The 24196-nt window shown below is 64.1% G+C and carries 21 protein-coding genes; 6 read left to right on the top strand and 15 right to left on the bottom strand.

Annotation, left to right across the window (positions count from 1 at the left end):
- Positions 1-18 precede the first annotated feature (18 nt).
- The 6 genes from C0Z16_RS03220 to C0Z16_RS03195 all read right to left on the bottom strand — a co-directional run bounded on the left by C0Z16_RS03220 (position 19) and on the right by C0Z16_RS03195 (position 5561).
- The gene (locus tag C0Z16_RS03220; protein ID WP_102630782.1) at positions 19-1221 is read right to left on the bottom strand and encodes a tryptophan--tRNA ligase; all 1203 of its coding nucleotides are present in this window, start codon (positions 1219-1221) and stop codon (positions 19-21) included.
- 6 nt (positions 1222-1227) lie between these two features.
- A complete protein-coding gene (locus C0Z16_RS03215) occupies positions 1228-1890 on the bottom strand; it encodes a site-2 protease family protein (RefSeq protein ID WP_102630781.1) in 663 nt (220 codons plus the stop codon).
- 47 nt (positions 1891-1937) lie between these two features.
- Positions 1938-2573, bottom strand: coding sequence for an L-threonylcarbamoyladenylate synthase (locus C0Z16_RS03210; RefSeq protein ID WP_102630780.1), 636 nt, complete (start codon positions 2571-2573; stop codon positions 1938-1940).
- Between the two features lie 152 nt (positions 2574-2725).
- Positions 2726-3556 carry a 3',5'-nucleoside bisphosphate phosphatase gene (locus tag C0Z16_RS03205; protein WP_102630992.1) on the bottom strand — a complete coding sequence of 277 codons (831 nt, stop codon included), beginning with the start codon at positions 3554-3556 and terminating at the stop codon, positions 2726-2728.
- 113 nt (positions 3557-3669) lie between these two features.
- Positions 3670-4554 carry an alpha/beta fold hydrolase gene (locus C0Z16_RS03200; protein ID WP_102630779.1) on the bottom strand — a complete coding sequence of 295 codons (885 nt, stop codon included), beginning with the start codon at positions 4552-4554 and terminating at the stop codon, positions 3670-3672.
- A 95-nt stretch (positions 4555-4649) separates the two neighbouring features.
- The gene (locus C0Z16_RS03195; RefSeq protein WP_102630991.1) at positions 4650-5561 is read right to left on the bottom strand and encodes a ferritin-like domain-containing protein; all 912 of its coding nucleotides are present in this window, start codon (positions 5559-5561) and stop codon (positions 4650-4652) included.
- Positions 5562-5902: 341 nt separating this feature from the next.
- On the opposite strand from C0Z16_RS03195, the gene C0Z16_RS03190 reads away from it, so the two are divergent.
- The 3 genes from C0Z16_RS03190 to C0Z16_RS03180 all read left to right on the top strand — a co-directional run bounded on the left by C0Z16_RS03190 (position 5903) and on the right by C0Z16_RS03180 (position 8044).
- Positions 5903-6427 (top strand): gamma carbonic anhydrase family protein, encoded by a 525-nt coding sequence (locus C0Z16_RS03190; RefSeq protein ID WP_102630778.1) that lies wholly within the window; start codon positions 5903-5905, stop codon positions 6425-6427.
- 65 nt (positions 6428-6492) lie between these two features.
- Positions 6493-7443 carry an Hsp33 family molecular chaperone HslO gene (hslO, locus tag C0Z16_RS03185; protein WP_102630777.1) on the top strand — a complete coding sequence of 317 codons (951 nt, stop codon included), beginning with the start codon at positions 6493-6495 and terminating at the stop codon, positions 7441-7443.
- A 220-nt stretch (positions 7444-7663) separates the two neighbouring features.
- On the top strand, positions 7664-8044 hold the full coding sequence (locus C0Z16_RS03180) for a hypothetical protein (RefSeq protein WP_102630776.1): 381 nt from the start codon (positions 7664-7666) through the stop codon (positions 8042-8044).
- Between the two features lie 148 nt (positions 8045-8192).
- On the opposite strand, the gene ftsB is transcribed toward C0Z16_RS03180, so the two are convergent.
- From ftsB to C0Z16_RS03135, 9 genes are all read right to left on the bottom strand, one after another.
- Positions 8193-8624 (bottom strand): cell division protein FtsB, encoded by a 432-nt coding sequence (ftsB, locus tag C0Z16_RS03175; protein ID WP_102630775.1) that lies wholly within the window; start codon positions 8622-8624, stop codon positions 8193-8195.
- 117 nt (positions 8625-8741) lie between these two features.
- The gene (eno, locus tag C0Z16_RS03170; protein ID WP_020065521.1) at positions 8742-10025 is read right to left on the bottom strand and encodes a phosphopyruvate hydratase; all 1284 of its coding nucleotides are present in this window, start codon (positions 10023-10025) and stop codon (positions 8742-8744) included.
- Between the two features lie 117 nt (positions 10026-10142).
- Positions 10143-10997 (bottom strand): 3-deoxy-8-phosphooctulonate synthase, encoded by an 855-nt coding sequence (kdsA, locus tag C0Z16_RS03165; protein WP_102630774.1) that lies wholly within the window; start codon positions 10995-10997, stop codon positions 10143-10145.
- Positions 10994-12667 carry a CTP synthase gene (locus C0Z16_RS03160; RefSeq protein ID WP_102630990.1) on the bottom strand — a complete coding sequence of 558 codons (1674 nt, stop codon included), beginning with the start codon at positions 12665-12667 and terminating at the stop codon, positions 10994-10996. Before C0Z16_RS03160 ends, kdsA begins: the two co-directional genes overlap by 4 nt.
- A 121-nt stretch (positions 12668-12788) precedes the next feature.
- On the bottom strand, positions 12789-13592 hold the full coding sequence (locus C0Z16_RS03155) for an alpha/beta fold hydrolase (RefSeq protein WP_102630773.1): 804 nt from the start codon (positions 13590-13592) through the stop codon (positions 12789-12791).
- Between the two features lie 230 nt (positions 13593-13822).
- Positions 13823-16549 carry a DNA internalization-related competence protein ComEC/Rec2 gene (locus C0Z16_RS03150; protein ID WP_102630772.1) on the bottom strand — a complete coding sequence of 909 codons (2727 nt, stop codon included), beginning with the start codon at positions 16547-16549 and terminating at the stop codon, positions 13823-13825.
- Positions 16550-16667: 118 nt separating this feature from the next.
- Positions 16668-17456, bottom strand: a complete 789-nt coding sequence (locus tag C0Z16_RS03145; RefSeq protein WP_102630771.1) for a TatD family hydrolase — start codon at positions 17454-17456, stop codon at positions 16668-16670.
- 97 nt (positions 17457-17553) lie between these two features.
- Positions 17554-18297 (bottom strand): lipoprotein-releasing ABC transporter ATP-binding protein LolD, encoded by a 744-nt coding sequence (gene lolD / locus C0Z16_RS03140; RefSeq protein WP_175130664.1) that lies wholly within the window; start codon positions 18295-18297, stop codon positions 17554-17556.
- A complete protein-coding gene (locus C0Z16_RS03135; RefSeq protein ID WP_102630769.1) occupies positions 18290-19543 on the bottom strand; it encodes a lipoprotein-releasing ABC transporter permease subunit in 1254 nt (417 codons plus the stop codon). Before C0Z16_RS03135 ends, lolD begins: the two co-directional genes overlap by 8 nt.
- A gap of 379 nt (positions 19544-19922) precedes the next feature.
- Here C0Z16_RS03135 and C0Z16_RS03130 point away from each other — a divergent pair, with 379 nt between their 5' ends.
- From C0Z16_RS03130 to prfB, 3 genes are all read left to right on the top strand, one after another.
- Complete coding sequence (locus C0Z16_RS03130; RefSeq protein WP_102630768.1) at positions 19923-21137, top strand: regulator; 1215 nt, start codon at positions 19923-19925, stop codon at positions 21135-21137.
- A gap of 37 nt (positions 21138-21174) precedes the next feature.
- Complete coding sequence (gene recJ / locus C0Z16_RS03125; RefSeq protein WP_102630767.1) at positions 21175-22881, top strand: single-stranded-DNA-specific exonuclease RecJ; 1707 nt, start codon at positions 21175-21177, stop codon at positions 22879-22881.
- A gap of 163 nt (positions 22882-23044) precedes the next feature.
- A protein-coding gene (prfB, locus tag C0Z16_RS03120; protein ID WP_102630766.1) for a peptide chain release factor 2 occupies positions 23045-24149 on the top strand; the annotation gives its coding sequence in 2 pieces (ribosomal slippage) (positions 23045-23125 and positions 23127-24149; 1104 coding nt in all).
- Positions 24150-24196: the final 47 nt, after the last annotated feature.

Here is a 24196-nt window from a genome sequence, read left to right as displayed (position 1 = left end):
TGTCTGCGGCCCGACCGGTTAGTTGTACGACAGACCCATCGCCTCGCGCACCTCGCGCATCGTTTCCGTGGCGAACCTGCGGGCCTTGTCGCAGCCATCGGCGACGATGGCACGCAGCAGCGATGGGTCGTCCATATACTTCTGCGCACGCTCGAGCATCGGCTGCTGTTCGCGCAGAATGCCTTCGATCACCGGCTGCTTGCATTCGAGACAACCGATGCCCGCCGAACGGCAGCCCTTCTGGACCCACTCGTGCGTGGTTTCGTCGGTATAGACCTGATGCAGTTGCCACACGGGGCACTTGTCCGGATCGCCCGGATCGGTGCGGCGCACGCGCGCCGGATCGGTCGGCATGGTGCGCACTTTCTTCGTGATCGTCTCGGCGTCTTCGCGCAGACCGATCGTATTGCCGTACGACTTCGACATTTTCTGACCGTCGAGGCCCGGCATGCGCGACGCTTCGGTCAGCATGGCTTGCGGCTCGACCAGAATGATCTTGCGCGAGCCTTCGAGGTAGCCGAACAGACGCTCGCGGTCGTTCATCGACAGGCTCTGCGATTCCTGCAACATGGCGCGCGCCTGTTCGAGCGCTTCGTCGTCGCCTTCCTGCTGGTAGGCGTTGCGCAACTCGTGATAGAGCTTCGCGCGCTTGCCGCCGAGCTTTTTCGCGGCTTCGTTCGCCTTCTGTTCGAAGCCCGGCTCGCGGCCGTACAGGTAGTTGAAACGGCGCGCAATTTCACGCGTCATTTCGACGTGCGGCACCTGATCTTCGCCGACCGGCACGAGCGAACCGCGATACAGCAGAATGTCCGCCGCCATCAGCACCGGGTAGCCAAGGAAGCCGTAAGTGGACAGGTCCTTGTCCTTCAGCTTCTCCATCTGCTCCTTGTAGGTGGGCACACGTTCGAGCCAGCCGAGCGGCGTGCTCATGCCGAGCAGCAGAGCCAGTTCGGCATGCTCAGGCACCTTGCTCTGGATGAACAGCGTGGCCTGCGCCGGATCGATGCCGGATGCAAGCCAGTCGATCAGTACGTCCCACACATTCTTTTCGATCACCTCCGGCGTTTCGTAGTGGGTCGTCAGCGCGTGCCAGTCGACCACACAGAAGAAGCACGGGTATTCGGACTGCAGCCGCACCCAGTTTTTCAGCACGCCGTGGTAGTGGCCGAGGTGCAGCGACCCGGTGGGCCGCATGCCGGAGAAGATACGGTCTGGGAACATGGTTATTTAGAAAAGCGAAACAAGTGGAGTCAGGATTGCAGTGATCGCGCTGTAACCGAGCGTGACGAGCGGGCTTAACCAGTAACGCGTCAGCGTGCCCGTCATGACGAGCGCCATGACGATGAAAAAGCCGTACGGTTCGAGGCGCGACAGCGTGATGGCTTGCCGCGGCGGCAACAGCGCCATCAGCACGCGGCCGCCGTCGAGTGGCGGCAGCGGAAACAGATTGAGCACGCCGAGCACCAGGTTCACCCCGACGCCCGCTCCCGCCATGCGCGTGAAGAACGGTTCGTCGACGCTCATAACCGCGAGCCCGACGCCCACCAGACCCCAGATGAGCGCTTGCACGAAGTTGCAGGCCGGGCCCGCCGCGGCAACCCACAGGCTGCCCCAACGCGGATTGCGCAGGTTGCCGAAGGCGACCGGCACCGGCTTCGCGTAGCCGAACATGAACGCGCCGCTGGTGGCGAAGTAAAGCAGCAAGGGAATTGCAATCGTGCCGAGCGGATCGATGTGCCGCATCGGATTGATGGAAACGCGGCCGAGCACGTAGGCCGTGTTGTCGCCGAGCCAGCGCGCGACGTAACCATGCGCGGCCTCGTGCAGCGTGATTGCGAAAATCACCGGCAGTGCGTAGACCGCGATGGTTTGTACCAGGGAAGAATCCATAACTCGCTATTGTAACAATGCGATTGCGTGCATCTGTCCGCTTTCGCTCAAGCCGTCTCTTCGAGACCGAATGGCGCGAGAGAACCGCGCCCTGCCCGCACCAGCACCGGCTCCTCGCCGGTCAAATCGATCACCGTGGACGGCTCGCACACGCATGCCCCGCCGTCGATCACGAGATCCAGTTGTTTTTCGAGCCGCGCACGGATTTCCTCGGGATCGTTCAGCGGTGTGGTTTCGCCCGGCAGGATCAGCGTGGAGCCGAGCAGCGGCTGGCCGAGTTCGCCGAGAATCGCGAGCGTGATCGCATGCTCCGGCACGCGCAGGCCGATCGTCTTGCGTGACGGATGCGACAGACGTCGCGGCACTTCCTTGGTGGCTTGCAGCACGAATACGTACGGACCCGGCGTCACAGATTTGATCAGCCGGTATTGCCGGTTGTCCACCATCGCGAAGTTCGCCAGTTCCGACAGGTCGCGCACCAGCAGCGACAGCAGTTGCTTTTCATCGAGCCCGCGAATCCGGCGCAGGCGCTCGACCGCGTTCTTGTCGTCGAGATGACAGGCGAGCGCGTAGCTCGAATCCGTCGGCAACGCGACCACGCCGCCATCGTTGATGATCTGCACGGCCTGTTTGATGAGGCGCGGCTGCGGGTTATCTGGATGAAGCCGAAAGTATTGGGACATGGCGGCTAACGATGGCTAAGGATAAACGGCAAGTGAGGTGGAGCAACCGGCTGAGCAAGGGCTGAGCGGCTGCCGCACCGGACGCGCGGCACGAGAGCGCGCGCGAACGCACGGCCCTCGCGCGTGACGTGCCGCGTCGGCACGGCGCAGGCTCACAGCCAGCGTTCCCAGACGGGCTTGAGATCGGAAGGAAGCGGCGGCAGCGCGCCGAGTTCGACGCGGCCTTCGCCAGGGGCATGGAAGTCCGACCCGCGCGACGCCTCGAAGCCGAAGCGGCGCGCGACGTCGGCGTATTCGCGGTATTGATCGGGGGTGTGGCTGCCCGTCACGACTTCGATTGCCTTGCCGCCGAGGTCGATGAATTCGGCGAAAAACGCGTCGAATTCGACCGGCGAGTATGCATAACGCCCCGGATGCGCGACGATCGCCTCGCCGCCCGCAGCCTTGATCCAGCCGACGGCGTCGGCCAGCTTCGACCAGCGGTGCGGCACGTAGCCAGGCTTGCCGTCGCCGAGATAGCGGTTGAACACGTCTTGCGTGGAACTGGCGTAACCGCCTTCGACCAGAAAGCGCGCGAAATGCGTGCGCGAGATCATGTCCGGGTTCGACACATATTTCAGCGCGCCTTGATAGGCGTCCGGAATGCCAAGCGTGGCTAGTTGCTCGCCGATCGCTTCGGCGCGCGCGGCGCGCCCGTTGCGGGTGCGCGCGAGACCGTCGATGAGCACCGAACTGGTGGGATCGACGCCGAGCCCGACGATGTGCACCGTACGCGCCGCCCACGTCACCGAAATTTCGACGCCGCTCAGGTAGCCCATGCCGAGTTCCTCGGCGGTGCTGCGCGCTTCGTGCTGGCCGGCGAGCTCGTCGTGATCGGTCAGCGCCCACAACGTCACGCCCCCGGCATGCGCACGGCGCGCGACATCGGCCGGCGCGAATTGGCCGTCGGAAACGGTGGAGTGACAGTGGAGATCGGCGTTCATCATCATGTGGAGAAGGTTCTGCGAGCATTTTACTGCAACGCAGTAAGTGAACGCAGAGCAATCTCGCGCCGCCAGGTTGGGCCGCTGAGGTTTCTGCCGACTCTCCGCCGACGTTAGGCGCAGAATCGCTCGATCAGCGCCGCCACCTGCTCCGGCTGGTCGTGGTGCACCATATGCCCCGCTTCGTCGATGATGCTTTCGCGCCAGTCGGGGAACGCCTGAAACCGCGCCTTGAATTCGTCGAGCGGAATCTCGCCGGCAATGGTCGCGAGCGTCTGGGAGTTCGCGGCCTCCACGTGCAGCACTTTCGCGCTCACCTTACGCCACACGGCCATTACCTCGTCCAGACGGTACAGCGTCGGCCCGCGCAGCTTGTGCGCCGGGTCCGCGAGCAGCATGAAACGCCCGTCGCCGTCCGGCTTCGACCAATGCTTCGCAAGGAACTCCGCGCGTGCCGGCGCCAGGCGCGGGTTCGTCTTGATGAGGCGCCCGGCGACCTCGTCGAGCGACGCGTAGCGCTTCAGTTGCGGCGGATCGCGCAACTCGTCGAGCCAGTTTTGCAGACGTTTCGGCGCCTGAGCCGCATGCGAAGGCGCGAGTCCGAAGCCTTCAAGGTCCACCACGCGCCGCACGCGCTCCGGCCGCGCGCCCGCATACAGGCACACGATGTTCGCGCCGAGACTATGGCCAACGAGATCAACCTGGCCGGTCGGCGCATAGTGGTCGAGCAAAACGTCGAGATCGGCGAGGTAGTCGTGGAACCAGTAGTGGCCGCCGCCGCTTTGCGCGACCGGCCAGTCCGACAGGCCGAAGCCGCGCAAGTCCGGCGCGATGACCTGCCAGTCGCCGCTCAGCGCATCGACCACGAACTGGAACGAAGCCGCCACGTCCATCCAGCCGTGCAGCATGAACAGCATCGGCGCCTCGGGATTGCCCCAACGCCGTACGTGCAAACGGACGCCGCGCACGGCGACGAACTCAGACCGGGAAAGGTTCATGATTGGATGCGCCAAAAAAGAATGGTCGTTCGATTATAACGAGATAATTGGACGACGCGCGCGCGGCGGATTGCAAAAGGAACCTCCGTCTTTGCTCAGTCGGTAGTACCGGATGGCGCTGTCTGCTCGCCGTCGAGACCGGCGAGCGCCGTCAGTTCGGCAAGCTCGGCCTCGTCGAAACCGGCGTCGCGGCGCGCTTCAAAATTGAACGGACCACGCAATTTCGGCGCGCGATACTGCTCGGCAAGGCGCGTGTAGGTGACGTGCGAGTCGAGGCCGCCGTTGTCGCACAGATGGCGAAACCAGCGATTGCCGATCAGCACATGGCCGATTTCGTCGCGCAGAATCACGTCGAGAATTGCCGCCGATGCGTGGTCTCCCGCCTGTTGCAGACGCGCGCGGATGGGCGGCGACGCGTCCAAACCGCGGGCTTCAAGCGTGCGCGGAACCAGCGCCATGCGCGCGAGCACGTCGCCGCGAGTCCGCTCGCACATATCCCAGAGGCCGTCGTGGGCTGGAAAGTCGCCGTATGCGTGGCCGTATTCCGCGAGCCGCGCGCTCAGCAGCGAAAAGTGGTACGCCTCTTCGGCGGCGACCTTAAGCCAGTCGGTATAGAAGGCGGCGGGCATGCCGGGGAAGCGCCACACGGCGTCGAGCGCGAGGTTGATCGCGTTGAACTCGATGTGCGCGAGCGCGTGCAGCAGGACCGCCCGCCCTTGCGGCGATTGCATGTTGCGCCGCCCGAGCTTGCGCGGCTCGACGAGTTCCGGCCGGGCCGGCCGGCCCGGCAGTTCAGGCGGTTCATCGAGTTCGAGGTCTGCGGGGCACGGCAGGCTGCCGTCGAGCACGGCCGCATACAACGCGCGCGTCGCGCTCGCCTTGGTGGCCGGGTCGGCTTCGCGTAACGCGCCCAGCGCTGCGGTGCGCGCACAGAGCGGCGGGCTGCCGGTAGCAGGCGCGGACCGAGCGGACGGCGCCGAGGGAGCGGGAGAAACGGCGGGCATCATCGGAAGGGAATTGGAGAAAGGCACTGGAAGTTGGAATGTTAGCGGCGCAGGTCGCGGACGGTCCGACACGACGATAGTGTTGTGTTTGCCCGAGAGCCTCCGCTGCGAATCTTCGTCGCGGGACCGCATGGTCGCTCGAACGGTCAGCGGATGCCAGGAGCAATTCGAACAGCCACAACTGCCCCGCTTCTCGTCTGGCACCACCGCGCCAAGCGGCATAACCACACAACCGTTTACAATACTCGATTCGACAATCCGCGGCGTCCGACGAGCCGTCAAACGACGCACCACACAGGCCCGCGGCCCATCGCGCCCCCGACGACCGATCAAGAAGAGACACCGTGACCATTTACAAGCTTGGCGACGCCGCCCCAACCATCCACGAAAGCGTATTCGTCGCGGATTCGGCGACCATCATCGGCAATGTGACGCTGGAGGAAAATTCCAGCGTCTGGTTCGGCGCGACGCTTCGCGGCGACAACGAGCCGATCACGCTGGGCGCGGGTAGCAACGTGCAAGAGAGCGCGGTTCTGCACACCGACCCCGGCTTCCCGCTGACGATCGAGCCGAACGTGACCGTCGGTCACCAGGTGATGCTGCACGGCTGCACGATCAAGGAAGGCTCGCTGATCGGAATTCAGGCGGTGGTCTTGAATGGCGCGGTAATCGGCCGCAACTGTCTGGTTGGAGCGGGCGCGATCGTCACCGAAGGCAAGGTGTTTCCCGACAACTCGCTGATTCTCGGCGCGCCCGCCAAAGTGGTGCGCGAACTGACCGAGACGGATATCGCCAACATGCAGCGCGGCACGGCAAGTTACGCCGAGCGCCGCGAGTATTTCAAGGCGCAGCTCGTGCGCATCGGCTAATCAGCCGGCGCGCACGGCACTGCATGGCATCTCGCCTTGCCGCGCCATTCGACAGAGGAAAAGTTGTGAGCGACCAGTTGCAAAAATTCATGTTCAGCGCGGCGCCCGTGCGCGGCGAAATCGTTTCGCTGCGCAATACGTGGCAGGAAGTGCTGACCCGCCGCGAGTATCCGGCGCCCGTGCGGACGATTCTCGGCGAAATGATGGCCGCATGCGCGCTGCTGTCGGCGAATCTGAAGTTCGACGGCACGCTGGTCATGCAGATTTTCGGCGACGGCCCGGCCAAGATGCTGGTCGTGCAATGCAGCTCCGATCTTTCGATGCGCGCCACCGCCAAGCTTTCCGGCGACGAAGGCAGCACGATCAGCGAGACCACCTCCATGGTCGAACTGCTCAACGCTAGCGGTCACGGCCGCTGCGTGATCACGCTCGATCCGCACAACAAGAAGCCGGGCCAGCAACCGTACCAAAGCATCGTGCCGCTGTCGGGCGTGGATGGTCCGCTCAATTCAATGGCCGAAGTGCTCGAGCACTACATGCATCACTCCGAGCAGCTCGACACGCGTCTGTGGCTCGCAGCGAATTCCGAACGTGCGGTCGGCATGCTGCTGCAAAAGCTGCCGGGCGACGGCGGCATCGTCCCGCATCCGGGCGAACTCGACGCGGATACGTGGGAACGCGTCTGCACGCTCGGCGGCACGCTGTCGCAAGACGAGTTGCTGAAGGAAGAACCGGAAACGGTGTTCCGCCGGCTCTTCTGGCAAGAAAACGTCCAGCATTTCGAGCCGGCCACGGCGCGTTTCGAATGCACCTGCTCGCGCGAGAAAGTCGGCTCCATGCTGAAAATGCTCGGCCGCGAGGAAGTGGACGGCGTGATCGCAGAGCGCGGCCACGTGGAGATTCATTGCGAGTTCTGCAACCAGCGGTATGAGTTCGACCCGGTCGACGTGGCGCAACTTTTTGTCGCCAACGCACTCTCACAAGGTGTAACGCCGGCCGCTGGGCAGCGTCACTAAAAACGGTTGGCTGGCCGCGGTTTCCGCGCTTGCGGCGACGTCCGGCGACGAGTCAGCCAATCAGCCGTCCTCTGTTAGCGCACTCAATCACGCGCCGTCCCGCATCTTTTCAGCGGCATGGGCGGCGCGGTATCGTTGATGTCGCGCGACCTTGCTTTGAGTCGTTGGCGATGCATGCAGCGCATGTTTTACTTAGGTATCCGACCGATCGAGACCGAACATGAGCATTCCTACTTCGTTGCTACGTCCCGCGCGCGCACTTGGCCTTTTGACGGCATTCGCCGTGACCACCGCGTTGACGGGCTGCATGATGGACCCGCCGGGCCCCTCGCCCATCTATAGCCGGCTACCCGCGGATCAGTCGGGCATGGCTGGCACAGCGCAACCGCTCACGCCGGCCGAGCGCCAGCGTTACGACGCAATCGATCAGCAGGTCATGGCCGAACAAAACCAGGCAATTGCCGCTGAAAACGCCGCGCAGGCATGGTCGCGCTACTACGCGCCGCCCGTCAGTGTGTACGGCAGCTATTACGGCGGTGGATGGGGGCACGGCTGGGGCACGGGTGTCGGCGTCGGTTACGGGCCGTACTGGGGCTGGTGATATTTGTGCGGACGAAGGCCAGCGGATGCCACCATCTTGCCGCGCAACCACAATGCTGAACGCTTGCGATGAAAAAAAGCGCGGTTTTCACCGCGCCTTTCTTTCGCCCTCTCACTGAACCGCCGCTAACCCGCGATCGTCGCCGGATTTAGTGCGCGGGCTTCTTGTCCTTTGCCGGCTTGCCGCCATGCTTGCGGTCGGGCTTCGCACGCGATTCCGGATTCGGCACCACATGCAGCGGCGCAGCCGATACTTCCCCGCGAGTCGAGGTGGAAGCCGAAGGTGCGTTCGCCGTCGGCAACGGTGCGTTCGGTGAGACGAACTGCACGAACACTTCGCCGTCCTTGACCATGCCCATTTCGTAGCGGGCGCGCTCTTCGACGGCAGCCGTGCCGTTCTGCAAGTCCTGCACCTCACCCTGAATGCGCTCATTGCGCAGCTTCGAATCGGCGTTCTTTTGCACCTGCTGCGCGAGTTGCTGCTGCAGCTCGTGCACGCGCAACCACCCGCCATGGCCCCACCAGAGCGGGTACTGGATCAACGCGAGCAGAACGATCAGGACAGCAGTGACGAGCCGCATGAAGTAAGCACAATAGATACGCGCCGCCCTGCGCTGTACGCAGGGCGGCGAGGGTCAATCAGACACGAAGAAATACCGGCTCATCGGTCAGCGCTGGAAACAGGCAACAAACCACCATTAGCGCAGATTGTAGAAGGCCGACTTGCCCGGATAGCTGGCGATATCGCCGAGGTCTTCTTCAATGCGCAGCAACTGGTTGTACTTCGAGATGCGGTCCGAACGCGAGAGCGAACCGGTCTTGATCTGACCGGCGTTGAGGCCGACGGCGATGTCCGCAATCGTCGAGTCTTCCGTTTCGCCCGAGCGGTGCGAGATCACAGCCGTGTAGCCCGCGCGCTTGGCCATTTCGATGGCCGCGAAGGTTTCCGTCAGCGTGCCGATCTGGTTGATCTTGATGAGGATCGAGTTCGCGATGCCCTTCTCGATGCCTTCCTTCAGGATGCGCGTGTTGGTCACGAACAGGTCGTCGCCCACGAGCTGGATTTTCTTGCCGAGCTTATCGGTCAGGAGCTTCCAGCCTTCCCAGTCGCTTTCGTGCATGCCGTCTTCGATCGACACGATCGGGAACTTGTCGGCGAGCGTGGCGAGATAGTCGGTGAATTCCGCCGACGACAGTTGCAAGCCTTCGCCAGCCAACTGGTACTTGCCGTCGTGGTAGAACTCGCTGGCCGCGCAGTCGAGCGCGAGCAGCACGTCTTCGCCCGCGCGGTAGCCGGCTTTCTCGATGGCTTGCAGGATGGTCGACAGACATTCGTCGTTGCTGCCGAAGTTCGGCGCGAAGCCGCCTTCGTCGCCCACCGCCGTGCTCATACCGCGGTCCGACAGGATTTTCTTCAGCGCGTGGAACACTTCCGCGCCGCAGCGCAGTGCTTCGCGGAAGGTCGGCTGGCTGACCGGCACGATCATGAATTCCTGGATGTCCAGGCTGTTGTTCGCGTGCGCGCCGCCGTTGACGATATTCATCATCGGCACCGGCAGTTGCATTGCGCCCGAGCCGCCGAAGTAGCGGTACAGCGGCAAGCCTGCTTCTTCGGCGGCTGCCTTCGCGACGGCCATGGAAACAGCCAGCATCGCGTTCGCGCCGAGGCGCGACTTGTTGTCGGTGCCGTCGAGTTCGAGCAGCGTCTTGTCGAGGAAAGCCTGCTCGGAAGCGTCGAGGCCCATGATCGCTTCGGAGATTTCGGTGTTGATGTGCTCGACGGCCTTCAGCACGCCCTTGCCGCCGTAGCGGCCGGTCTCGCCGTCGCGCAGTTCGATCGCTTCACGCGAACCGGTGGACGCGCCCGACGGCACCGCGGCGCGGCCCATCGTGCCCGACTCGAGCAGCACGTCGCATTCGACGGTGGGATTGCCTCGCGAATCGAGAATCTCTCGACCGATGATATCTACGATAGCACTCATGGTTTCCTCAAGAAATGACGTTGAATTCTTTACTGCGACACTTGTCGACCGGAGTTAGCGCTGACGCGCTTAGGCGAGCGGCTCAAGACGCGAGCCGACACGCCGCAAACACCTGAATCAGTTGAAATCGCTTTCGAGAAACGGCGCGCGCTTGACGGCCTGATCCAGCGTGACGAGCGTCTCCAGCAGATCGGCCATGCGGTGAAGCGGCACCGCGTTCGGGCCGTCCGATTTGGCCTGCGCGGGATTCGGGTGCGTTTCCATGAAGAGACCCGCGACGCCGACCGCCACCGCTGCACGCGCCAGCACCGGCACGAATTCGCGCTGACCGCCTGAGCTCGTGCCCTGCCCGCCCGGCAACTGCACCGAGTGCGTGGCGTCGAACACGACCGGCGCATGAGTTTCGCGCATGATCGCGAGCGAGCGCATGTCCGACACCAGATTGTTATAGCCAAACGACACGCCGCGCTCGCACGCCATAAAGCGGTCTTCCGACAGACCGGCTTCACGTGCTGCGTCACGCGCCTTGTCGATCACGTTCTTCATGTCGTGCGGCGCGAGAAACTGGCCTTTCTTGATGTTGACCGGTTTGCCGGAACGCGCGCACGCGTGAATGAAGTCCGTTTGACGGCACAGGAAAGCCGGCGTTTGCAGCACGTCGACCACTGAAGCGACCTGTTCGATCTCGTGCTCGGCGTGAACATCCGTCAGCACCGGCAGACCAAGCTGACGCTTCACTTCCGACAGAATGCGCAAACCTTCGTCCATGCCCAAGCCACGAAACGACTTGCCGCTGCTGCGATTGGCCTTGTCGTACGACGATTTGTAGATGAACGGGATGTTCAGCTTCGCGCAGATTTCCTTCAGCCGGCCCGCCGTGTCGATCGTCATCTGTTCGGATTCGACAACACAGGTGCCTGCGATCAGGAAAAACGGCTTGTCGAGCCCGATTTCGAAATCGCCCAGTTTCATGCTTTCTCCCCGACTTCGTTCCCAACGCGCGACTGCTGACGTGCGAGTGCTGCCTCGACAAACGACTTGAACAGCGGATGGCCGTCACGCGGCGTGGACGTGAATTCTGGATGGAACTGCACGCCGACGAACCACGGGTGCATGCTGCGCGGCAGTTCCATCATTTCCGGCAGATCTTCACTCGGGGTACGTGCGCTGATGATAAGACCGCCGCCCTCGAGCTGGGGCACGAAGCGGTTATTGACTTCATAACGGTGACGATGGCGTTCGTTCACGTCGCGGCCGTAGATTTCTTCGGCCATCGTCCCGGGCTTGATCGGACAACGCTGCGAGCCGAGGCGCATCGTGCCGCCGAGATCCGATTCCTCGGTACGCTTTTCGACGCGGCCTTCGCGGTCGTACCACTCGGTGATCAGCGCGACCACGCGATTTTCGGTTTCCTGATCGAACTCGGTGCTGTTCGCGTTCTTCAGACCGACGACGTCGCGCGCAAATTCGATCACGGCCAGCTGCATGCCCAGGCAAATGCCGAGATACGGCACCTTGGCCTCACGTGCATAGCGGATCGCGGCGATCTTGCCTTCGGTGCCGCGACGGCCGAAGCCGCCAGGCACGAGCACCGCGTCGAGATGCTTGAGACTTTCGACGCCTTGCGTCTCGATCTCTTCGGAATCGATGTACTCGATGTTCACGCGCGTCGACGTATGCATGGATGCATGGCGCAGCGCTTCGATCAGCGACTTGTACGACTCGGTCAGATCGACATATTTGCCGACCATGCCGATGGTGACTTCGTGCTGCGGATTCTCGAGCTTCTCGACGAGGTCGGACCACATCGACAGATCGGCGGCCTTCGGCGTGAGCTTGAGCTCCTCGCAGATGATCGCGTCCAGACCCTGGTCGTGCAGCATCTGCGGGATCTTGTAGATGCTGTCCGCGTCCCACACGGAGATCACGGCGTCTTCGGGCACATTCGAGAACATCGAAATTTTCGCGCGCTCGTCGTCTGGAATGCGGCGGTCGGCGCGGCACAGCAGCACGTGCGGCGAAATACCGATCTCGCGCAGCTTCTGCACGCTGTGTTGCGTGGGCTTGGTTTTCAGTTCGCCGGCAGTGGCGACCCAGGGCACCAGCGTGAGGTGCACGAAGCACGCGCTGTTGCGGCCCATGCGCAGGCTCATCTGACGTGCGGCTTCGAGAAACGGCAATGATTCGATGTCGCCCACCGTGCCGCCCACTTCGACGATCGCGACGTCTGGCTCGCCACAGGTGGCCGAGGCTGCGCCACGTTCGATGAACGCCTGGATTTCATTCGTGATGTGCGGAATGACCTGCACAGTCTTGCCGAGATAATCGCCGCGGCGTTCCTTGCGGATCACCGATTCGTAGATCTGGCCCGTGGTGAAGTTATTGGCCTTGCGCATCTTCGTGCTGATGAAGCGCTCGTAGTGGCCGAGGTCGAGATCGGTCTCCGCTCCGTCTTCCGTCACGAACACTTCGCCGTGTTGGAACGGGCTCATCGTGCCGGGGTCGACGTTGATGTAAGGATCTAGCTTGAGAAGGGTGACTTTAAGACCGCGCGATTCGAGGATCGCGGCGAGGGAAGCGGCGGCAATACCCTTGCCGAGGGAAGATACTACGCCGCCGGTGACGAAAACATATTTGGTCATCGCTGGATGCTCGCGGGAAAAACGGATTATACCGTAAAGCAGGGTCTCAACCCCAGCAAAATGCGAGCGGCCCGTGCACGCATACGCGCCGCCGAAACCAACGGTGACGGCGTGCGCCGCGTCAGGCGGGGCGTTCCAGTTCGCGCAACATCCGCTGCACGGCACGCGCGGTTTCAATCGGCTTTTCCATTGGAAAGAGATGGCTGCCTTCGATCCATTCCACATGGCCGCCAGTCGCACGGCGTGTGGCGCGCAAACCCACCTGGCGGATTTCCCTCGACCGCGTGCCGGCGATGAATCCCACGGGCACCGGCGCGCCGCGAGCGAGGCGCGAGCCGAGCGTATGCGGCAAGGTCCGATAGATCTGATACTCGATCCGGCGATCGAACGCGAGGCTTCGCGAGCCGTCGTGCGAAACCTGCGGAATGCCGAACTCGATGTAGTCGGACAGCATGCGCTCGTCCCAGCGCGCAAATGCAGGCTTCGAATGAAAGTGCCGCCATGCCTCGTCGCGGCTCGCCCAGTGAGTGCGGCGCGTACGCGTGGCGGCCGCGGGCGAGAGCCGCTCGTCGAGCCCGGTCCACTGCGACACGCGCAGTATGCTGCTGCGCCAACCGTCGATCACCGGCGAGTCGAGCATCACCACGCCCCTCACCCACTGCGGTTTTTTCAGCGCGGCCATCAGCGACACGTAACCGCCCAGCGAATGTCCGACGAGCCACACGGGTTGCTCGTAGGTGCGGCCTATCTCGTCGACCAGTTGCTCGACGAGATGCGGCCAGTCCTGCGTCACCGGATAGCGCGAGTCGTGCGCAATGCGTTCGATGTGGCGCACTTCGTAGTCGTCGGCGAGTTCCGCGAAGATCGTCCGGTAAGTCGACGCCGGAAAACCGTTGGCGTGCGAAAAGTGAATGATGTTTTTCAACTGCGGCTGTCTCCGTTCTGTTTTTTTCGCACGGCGGGTGACGCTATGTGAATGTCTTGCAAGTGCTACTGGATGTTGTGTGGTGTGCTGCGGTTGTCTCGCGAATGTTGTAGAGTGCCCTCCCAGCGCTCACTAAGCCGCTTGCAGCGCGCCTCATTTCCCGGCCACCTACTTCGTCCGCGCGTTCTTTTGCGCTCCTTCGAATCTATGCAGCCGTGCTCTGAATCGGTTCAACGATCCATCCAGTAACGCCGGTGCGTGTCGCGATAACGCTCGATTGTCAGTGCGGCGCCGGGCGCATGCGGACTTCGTCGCGCCGCAAAGTCCGGATCGATGAGAACGCGCACCGCGCCGTCCGTATCGCTGCGTCCAAGCTCGATATGCCGCGCCGAATAGCGCGCCAACACTCCCGCACTGGGATGATGAAACCGGTTGCGATAGCCTACCTGAAATAGCGCGATGAGCGGGTCGATAGAATCGAGGAACGGTTCGGTCGACGAGGTCTTGCTGCCATGATGCGGGACGACGAGCACCTGAGCACGCAGCATGTCGCGATCGCGCGAGAGCAGAATGCGTTCGGCCGGCGCCTCGATGTCGGCGGTCAATAGCGCTGCAAGACGTGTGTCGTTCGAATCATTACGCGACTCATTGGCCGACTCATTGGCCGACTCATTGGCCGAGTTACTGTCGGACTTACCGTCCCATTCACTGCCCGACTCACTACGCGTTGCACCACCCACGGCCGACGCCAAACCCACGCGCGGCAACGTGCTCACGCTCAGGACGCAGCAATGCGCGTTCGGCTTGCCTTGCAGCGGCCCGGCATCGGGCCAGAGCATCGCGAACTGGACACCGTCCCACTGCCAGCGCTGCCCCGCCGCGCAAGGCAGCGTCTGCGCGCCGCGTTGCCGCGCGTTGGCCCACAGTGCATTGGCGGGCGCGAGAGCCGCGACCATCTGACGAACCTCGATTGCATCGAGTACCGCCGGCGCGCCGCCCGAGTGATCGGAGTCGGCGTGACTGACGATCAGCGTATCCAGCACCTTCACGCCGTGCGCCTGTAAAAACGGCACGACCACTCGCTCGCCCGCGTGTGTCGATTCCGGTCCCGGACCGGTGTCGAACAGCAGCACATGATGTGCCGTCTCTACCAGCACCGACGTACCCTGGCCGACGTCCAGCGCGGTCAGCCGGAAACTGCCGTGCGGCGGCCCGGACGGCCCCGGCGCGAGCAGCGGCAGCCACGTCAGCGGCGCGGCCCAGCGCAGCGGCCAGCCGCGCGGCGCGAGGCACCAGAGTACGCCGACCGCGGCGGCGACAAGTGTCCATATGTCCGGTTGGGGCAGCCACCAGAGCACCCAACGAGGCCCTGACATCGATTGCAATCCGGCGATCATCACGCCGAGCAACGCATGCGCGATCCGCAATGCGTACGCATCGAGCGGCGCGGGCAACACGACGCCCGCGAGCACCGACGGCGTAACGAGCAGGCTCACCCACGGAATGGCAAAGGCGTTCGCGAGCGGCCCGATCAGCGGAATCTGCGCGAACCAGTAGACGGTGAGCGGCGCAAGCGCGACCGTCACCGCGAACTGCACATGCGCGGCGCCGCGCAGCCGTTCGCCGACGGCGCGAATGCGTCGCCATGCATCGGCTCGCAGGCGCGACAGTCTGCCGGGCGCGTCGCCACTTTGGTCGATCTCATGCGTATGTTGCTCGTGATTCTGCACACGCGGCCGCCCCGAAATCGCGAAGAGAATCGCCGCCACCGCGCAGAACGACAACCAGAATCCTGCCGACACCACCGCCCACGGATCGATCAGCAGCACGAGTCCGAGCGCCCATGCGAGCACGACCGAGCGCGCGATATTGCGCCCGCTCGCATACGCGAGCGCGACGACGCCCGCCATCCACAACGCGCGTTGGGCGGGCACATTGAAGCCGGCCAATGCGGCATGCAGTGCGGCGAACAACGCCCCGCCCGTCACTGCGACGATTTGCGCGGGTAGCCACAGTGGCCAGTTCCGACCGATCCATCCGGAGCGCCGCCAGAATGCGCCCGCCAGCCAGGCCGCGAGACCCGCGGCAAAGCCAATATACAGACCCGAAATCGCCACCAGATGACTCGTGCCCGTGGCGCGCATCAACTGCCAGTCGGCGGCGCTGACTTCGTCCTGCGCGCCGATCGCGAGCGCCACGACGATGCCGCGATGCGGGGCGCTCGCGAGCACCGTGTCGATCCGTGCCCGCAGCGCCGCGCGCCAGCGGTCCACGATCACGCCGACGCCGCGCGCATTTCCTCGCAAACGTACCGCTTGAGCGGCCGCGCTCACATAGCCGGTGGCCCGCACATTGCGTGCGAGCAACGCGGCTTCGGCATCGCGCACGCCAAAGTTCGCATTGCCGTGCGGCCGTTTGAGACGCACACGCAGACGCCAGCGCTCGCCGGGTTCGAGCGGCGGCGGCGGCGCTTCGTCGGCGATCCACGATAGTTGAATCACCCGTGGAAAGATGAGCTGCGCCGGCGAGTCCGGTTCCACGGCAAGCGTCTCGACCGACTCGACATCGAAGAGAAAACGCGTCCCCTTGTCGTCCCGCGCGGGCAAGCCTTTGATGCTGCCAATCACATCGATGTCGCGGCCTTCCCATGCGGGCGGCAAGCTCGCCGCGAGCCGTATTTCCGCGCGCCACGCGGCAAAGCCGAAGCCGGCGCACATCGCCGCGCACCAGAGCGCGCTCCAACCGGCGAATGAACGCAAGCGTCGAAGCCAGGAACAGGCGTCCGCCGTGTCGCTGTCACGTTCGACCGAACCGCAGCCCCGCAAACTCCATACTGCAGCAGCGAACGCCGCAAAGCCCAGCGACACCACGGCACACCAGCCGCTCCAGCCCGGCAACACCGCCTGTTGCTGAAGCCAGATGACACCCAACGCAAACCCACACCACCATGCACGCATCCGTCCTCCGCTCACCAAGCACCGGACGAGGCGACGCACCGCGCACAACGCGCAGGCGTCAGCATGCCGCCGGACGTGGGTCTCGCCCGGCGCGAACCACTCAGATCAACGTGAACGATTATGCAGAGGAAAGTGCGAGCCGCGGCAGTGCCGCGAGCGCGTTAGCCGTTGTGCCTAGGGCGGCTTCGTCGACGGCCATGCCGCGCAGTTGGGCGAGACCCGCGCCAATGCCGGGAATCTGCTCGGGCGAGTTGCGCTGCCTGTAGATCCATGAAGGTGGGATGTCGGGCGCGTCGGTCTCGACGACCAGTGCGTCGAACGGCAATTGCTCCGCAAGCCGGCGAATCTGTCGCGCGCGCTCAAACGTCAGATTGCCGCCGAAGCCGAGATGCATGCCCTGATCGATATAGGCCTGCGCCTGCTGGAAGCTGCCGTTGAATGCATGTGCGATGCCGCGATGAATCTGGTGCCGACGCAGCCCTTTGATTACCTGATCCTGCGATTTGCGCACGTGGCAGATCACCGGCAGATCGAATTCGCGCGCAATCTGCAGTTGGCCGTTGTAGAAGAATTGCTGCTGGGCGTCGTCGAGACCGTCGACGAAATAATCCAGCCCTATCTCGCCGATGCCGATAAAGCGCGGGTCGTCGAGGCTTGCCTGAATTTCCATCCGGAGCAGTTCAAGATCGTGTTCCTGCGCGGACGGCGTGAAGAGCGGATGAATGCCGAGCGCGTAAGCGCCACCGTCGACGCGATGCGCCAACTCGCGCACGGCTGCAAAGTTCTGGCGGCCGATGGCCGGAATCACGATACGCCCCACGCCCGCGCTCTTCGCCGCCGCCGCGACATGCTCGCGGTCGGCGTCGAATTCAGAAGCATCGAGATGGCAGTGCGTATCGATCCACATGACTTGCCTCGCTAACACAGCGGATTAAGAAGGCAACATCGAAGCCAAAACCTAGAGCCACGCCGAGCCCCGCAACGGCTCATTCCGCGTCGCGCCTCTACACCGGCACTGGCGGCTCTTCGTGCAGAACGCCTTCGCGCAGCCGCATGATGCGGTCGCAGCGCCCGGCCAGTTCCGGGTCGTGCGTGACGATCACGAAACTCGTTTCGAGCGTTCGCGACAATTCGAGCATCAGGTTGAAGACGGTGTCAGCAGTGCCCCCGTCCAGGTTGCCGGTCGGTTCGTCGGCGAGAACGCACGCCGGCTTGGTGACCAGCGCCCGCGCGATCGCCACACGCTGACGCTCGCCGCCCGACAACTCGCCCGGCCGATGTTTAGCGCGATGCGCCATGCCGACGCGCTCCAGCACCGTGAGCGCGTCGCGGCGCGCGGCTTCGGTCGTCATGCGGCGAATCCGCAGCGGCATTGCGACGTTGTCCAGCGCGGAAAACTCCGGCAGCAAATGATGAAACTGATACACGAAACCAAGCGCGCGATTGCGCAACTCGTTGCGCTCGCGTTCCGAGAGCTTCGTGAACGGCTTGCCCATCACCGAGACATGGCCGGCTGACGGATCGTCGAGCCCGCCGAGCACGTGCAACAGTGTGCTCTTGCCCGAACCCGACGCGCCGACGATCGCGAGCTTCTCGCCCCGCCGCACGTTCAGTTCGGTGTTGTTGAGCACCTGCACATTCAGACCGCCCTGCACGAACGACTTGGAAATGCCGGTCGCTTCCAGCACGTAGGGATGCGGCGTCATTTCCTGAGCGGGCATGGGTAAAGTAGCGGAACGGTCATTCATAGCGCAGCGCCTCCGCCGGACGGACCTTGGCACCGCGCCAGCTTGGGTAGAGCGTCGCCACTGCCGACATCACGAATGCGATGATGCCGATTCGAGCGACGTCGGCGGGAATCAGTTCGGACGGCAGTTCGCTGATGAAATACACGGACGGCGGCAGGAACTGCACGCCGATCATATGTTCGATCATCGGCACGAGCCACGGAATGCTCCACGCGATCAGGCAACCCAGCGCGACGCCGGTTGCCGTGCCGATAAAGCCGATCGTCACGCCCTGCACGACGAAGATTTTCATGATCGAACCCGGCTGCGCGCCGAGCGTGCGCAGAATCGCGATGTCGGCCTGCTTGTTGGTCACGGTCATTACCAGCGACGACACCAGATTGAACGCCGCCACCGCAATGATCAGCGTGAGGATGATGAACATCATGCGTTTTTCGATCTGCACGGCCGAGAACCAGGTCTTGTTCTGCTGCGTCCAGTCGCGGATGTACAGGTCGCCCGACAGACTGCGCGCGAGCTGATGCGCGACTTCCGGCGCGCGCTGCATGTCCGTCACGCGTAGCCGCACGCCCGTCGGCGCAGGGAGCCTGAACAGCGCCTGCGCGTCCTTGATGTTGATCAGCGCGAGCGTGCTGTCGTACTCGTAATGCCCCGACTCGAAGATGCCCACGACTGTGAACTGCTTCAGGCGCGGCAACATGCCGGCCGGCGTGATCGTGCCTTCGGGCGCGACCAGCGTGATCTTGTCGTTGACCGCCACGCCCAGGTTCGTAGCGAGGTCCGCGCCCAGCACGATGCCGAAGTCGCCCGGCACGAGATCCGTCAGCTTGCCGCCTTTCATCTCCTTACCGATGTCGGAAACCTGCGGCTCGAGCGCCGGCTCGACGCCGCGCAATGCGACGCCGCTCACGGCGTCCTGGCGCGTGAGCAGCGCCTGCGCTTCGACATACGGCGCCGCGCCGATCACTTCCTTTTTCTGGCGCGCTTCCTGGGCGGTGAGCTGCCAGTTCGGCATCGAGCCGGTCGGCGAAAAGATTTCGACGTGCGCGAGCACCGATAGCATCCGGTCGCGCACCTCTTTCTGGAAGCCGTTCATCACGGACAGGACGACGATCAGCGCCGCCACGCCGAGCGCGATGCCCGACATCGAAACGAGCGCAATGAAGGAGATGAATCCGTTGCCGGTCGTGCGTTTGCCGGCGCGGGTGTAGCGCCAGCCAATCTGCCATTCGTAGGGAAATTTCAAGCGAGTCCTTTTCTGCGTTCTTCGGCTACCCGGGTGGCAACGGCGCGCCGTTGCGTCTGCCGTTGCATCGCAAGCGCGGCCCGAGTGTCCTGATCCTTGGTGTCGCGGCAATGCGGATGGTTCCGGTCTGACGTCGCGGCGCAAACCCGCCCCCCCCGCACTGCCCATGCCGATGCCGCCACGGTCAACCAAGCGCGAAGTTTGCCATACAATGCCGCGCTGCCGCGCAACGGGGCTGCCCGGCAACTGCCCGGGATCGCCGGGTTGCCGGGTCCGCGGGACTTGCCCGGCCGCAGGGCTTGCCACCGCTGCCGCCGCACAATGTTGATCCGCGCCAACCGGCCGCGCCTATCGAAAGCGCCGCGCGCTTTGCCCTACAATGCGCAGCATCATGCACCCCAACCGCCTCCATCTTCTGCTTCCTTTCGCGCTGCCCGCCGCAGCCGACGCCGCCACCGCCCTGCACGACATCCGCAGTCCCGCCCTTGACCGGCTCGTCGCGCGCGCGACGCTGGTGGAGCGCGTGATCGGCGAGGATTTTCAGCGCACGCTGCCGCATGAACGCTGGATCGCGCGTCAGTTCGGCGCTTTATCAATCGGCGCAAGCGGCGCAAGCGGCGCAAACGGCTCAATCGGTGCGGCTGCCGCCGACGAAGCGCCGCTCGCGCCCTACATGCTGCGCGCCGACGGCGGCGAGCCTGGCGACGCGACCTGGGCCTGCGTCCAGCCGGTGCATGTGCGCATCGCGCACGACCATCTGGTGCTGATCGATCCGGCGTCGCTCGAACTGTCCGATGAAGAAGCGAGCGCGCTGCTCGCGGTGGCCCGCCCTCTGATCGAGGAACTCGGCGTGCGCATCGAGGCGCCGAAGCCCGCGCGCTGGTATCTGTCAGGCGACGGCTTCGGCACGCTGGCCGGTGCGTCGCCGTTGCGCGCGAGCGGCCGCAACATCGAAATCTGGCTACCGCACGAAGCGCATTCCGGCGAGCGTTCGCGCGCGTGGATGAAGCTGCAGAACGAAGTGCAGATGGCCTGGTTCGAGCATCCCGTTAACGAAGCGCGCGAAGCGCGCGGCCTGCCCGCCGTCAATTCGATCTGGTTTCACGCGCAAGGCGCGGCGCGTTCCGTGCACAGCCCTTTCACGCGCGTGTTGTCGGACGCCGCCGCGACGCGCGGCCTTGCGATGACGGCCGGCGTGCCAGTCGACGCGCCGCCCGCTTCGTTCGCGGCGCTGTCTTCCCTGGTAGACCGTCCAGGCGGACACGTAAGCGGCGCAACGGCAAACCGCTCGAGCGGCCGCGCGAATCGCAAGCAACCCAACGCTGCAAGCCACGCGCAAAACAGCACGCTCGTCGAGCTCGACCCGTTCTCCGCGCCGTATATCGAACAGGACTGGGCGCGCTGGAACGCAGCCTTCGCGGCATTGCAAGGCGACTGGTTCGAACCGGCGCTCGAAGCGCTGCAATCCGGCGCGCTTGCCGAACTCGGCCTGACCTTGTGCGGCGACACCGGCTCCGTCACGCTCAGCATCACACGCGGCGATTTGCGCAAATTCTGGCGGCGGCGCGTGCTCGCCTCGCTCTTCATCGAATGATCGATTGCATGACCGACCATACAGACGGCCTTTCAGAATGACTCGAATCGTTACGCGCGCCTCTTCTCCCGTCGACGCTGAAATTCTCGTCCGCCACGGCCTGCATCCGGTACTCGCGCGCCTGTATGCGGCCCGCGGCGTGTGCCTGCCCGATGAGATCGAAACCGGACTCGCGCGCCTCGTGCCGCCCGCCGCGCTGAAGGGCTGCGAAGACGCCGCCGTGCTGCTGGCAGACGCGATCCAGCAAAAGCGCCGCATGCTGGTCGTCGCCGATTACGACTGCGACGGCGCCACCGCCTGCGCGGTCGCGGTGCGGGGCTTGCGCATGTTCGGCGGCCAGATCGACTATCTGGTGCCGAACCGCTTTGAATACGGCTATGGCCTCACGCCGGAGATCGTTGCGCTCGCCGCGCGCAACGCGTCCGGCAAGCCGGAACTGCTGATCACGGTCGACAACGGCATCGCGAGCGTGGATGGCGTCGAAGCGGCGAACGCGCTTGGCATCGACGTGCTCGTCACCGATCATCACCTGCCCGGCGACGAACTGCCCGCCGCGCGCGCGATCGTCAATCCGAATCAGCCGGGCTGCGAGTTTCCGAGCAAGTGCATCGCGGGTGTCGGCGTGATGTTTTACGTGCTGCTTGCACTGCGCGCGCAATTGCGCCGGCGCGGCGCGTTTGGCGACGGCTTTCCCGAACCGCGTCTCGATGGCCTGCTCGATCTCGTCGCGCTCGGCACCGTCGCGGACGTCGTGAAACTCGACGGCAACAACCGTGTGCTGGTCGCGCAAGGCTTGCAGCGCATCCGCAAGGGAAAGATGCAGCCCGGCATCGCCGCGCTCTTTCGTGCCGCCGCGCGCGACGCCCGCAGCGCGTCCGGCTTCGACCTGGGCTTCGCGCTCGGGCCGCGGCTGAATGCGGCGGGACGTCTGTCGGACATGTCGCTCGGAATCGAATGCCTGACAACCGACGACGTCGGCCGCGCATGGGAACTCGCGCAACAACTCGATACGATGAACCGCGAGCGCCGCGAGATCGAAGCGGGCATGCAGCAACAGGCGCTCGACGACCTCTCGGCCATCGATCCCGACGGCGCGGCCACCATCACGCTGTTCAACCCGGCATGGCATCAGGGCGTGATTGGGATCGTGGCGGGACGGCTGAAGGAGAAATTCCACCGGCCGTCGTTCACGTTCGCACTCGCCGACGACAGCGGCCAGCTCGTCAAAGGCTCCGGGCGCTCCATCGCGGGCTTTCATCTGCGCGACGCGCTCGATCTGATCTCGAAGCGCGAGCCAGGCATGATCGTCAAGTTCGGCGGCCACGCGATGGCCGCTGGCCTGACGCTCGCGACCGCCGACGTGCCGCGCTTCACGGCGGCGTTCGAAGCGGTCGGCCGCGAGTGGCTGACCGACGACGCGCTGTCGCGCACCGTCGAAACCGACGGCGAACTGGAAGACGCGTACTTCACGCCGCAGTTTGTCGAAATGCTCGATGCCGCCGTCTGGGGCCAAGGTTTTCCGGCACCTGTGTTCTCGGGCGAATTCGACGTCGCGTCGCAGGCTCTCGTGAAGGACAAGCACCTGAAGCTGCAACTCGTGCGCGGTCGCCAGCGCTTCAACGCGATCTGGTTCAATCACACCGACACGCTGCCCGCGCGCACCACCGTCGCATACCGGCTCGCGAGCGACACGTGGAACGGCGTCTCGCGCGTGCAGTTGATCGTTGAGCACGCGGCGAGCTAGAGCGCTTGTAACGGCTCCTGGGACGCCGCACCGCGGACCTGCCGCGGCGTCGAAAATCTCCGCAAAATCAACCCCGAACACGCGCCGGCTCGCTGAACAGCCGTCGGCGCGGCACGCCGATCGGCTATAATTTCCCCTTTTTACGAAGCCACAAAAGATCGACATGGAAGCGGAACGTCTCAACGCGATCGAAGCCTCTCTGGCGGACCTGCGCACGCGCGCGGCCGACCTACGGGGGTATCTTTGACTACGACGACAAAGCACTGCGTCTAATCGAAGTCAACCGGGAACTCGAAGACCCGGACGTCTGGAACGACTCGAAACACGCCCAGGCGCTCGGCCGGGAAAAGAAACTGCTCGACGACACCGTCGGCAAACTCACGTCGCTTCACAACGACTTGCGCGACGCGCAAGACCTGTTCGACATGGCGCGTGAAGAAGGCGACGACGAAACGCTGATCGCCTGCGAAGCGGATGCGCAGGCGCTCGAACAGCGCGTTGCCGACATGGAATTCCGCCGCATGTTCGCGAACCCGGCCGATCCGAACAACGCGTTCCTGGATATCCAGGCGGGCGCGGGCGGCACCGAAGCGTGCGACTGGGCGTCCATGCTGCTGCGTCAGTATCTGCGGTATTGCGAACGCAAGGGCTTCAAGACCGAAGTGCTGGAGCAGACCGACGGCGACGTCGCGGGCATCAAGAACGCCACGATCAAGATCGAAGGCGAATACGCTTACGGCTTCCTGCGCACCGAAACCGGTGTGCACCGCCTCGTGCGCAAGTCGCCGTTCGACTCGTCGGGCGGCCGTCATACGTCGTTTTCTTCGGTGTTCGTGTATCCGGAAGTCGACGATTCGATCGAAGTGGACATCAACCCGGCCGATCTGCGTATCGATACATACCGTGCGTCGGGCGCGGGCGGTCAGCACATCAACAAGACCGATTCCGCCGTGCGTATCACGCACATGCCGTCCGGCATCGTCGTGCAGTGCCAGAACGACCGCTCGCAGCACCGCAACCGCGCCGAAGCAATGGCCATGCTGAAATCGCGCCTGTACGAAGCGGAAATCCGCAAGCGTCAGGCCGAGCAGGACAAGCTCGAAGCCGGCAAGACCGACGTGGGTTGGGGTCATCAGATCCGCTCGTACGTGCTGGACAACAGCCGTATCAAAGATCTGCGCACCAATGTCGAAATCAGCAATACGAAGAGCGTGCTCGACGGCGATCTCGATCCGTTTATCAGCGCGAGCCTGAAGCAAGGCGTCTAAGTGCAACCGGCGCGGCATGCAAGGCCGCGCCGTATCTTTTTACCGCC

It is taken from the genome of Paraburkholderia rhynchosiae, assembly GCF_002879865.1.
GTDB lineage: Bacteria > Pseudomonadota > Gammaproteobacteria > Burkholderiales > Burkholderiaceae > Paraburkholderia > Paraburkholderia rhynchosiae.
Note: the sequence above shows the minus strand (reverse complement) of the source record. Positions and strands in the feature narration are given on the sequence as shown.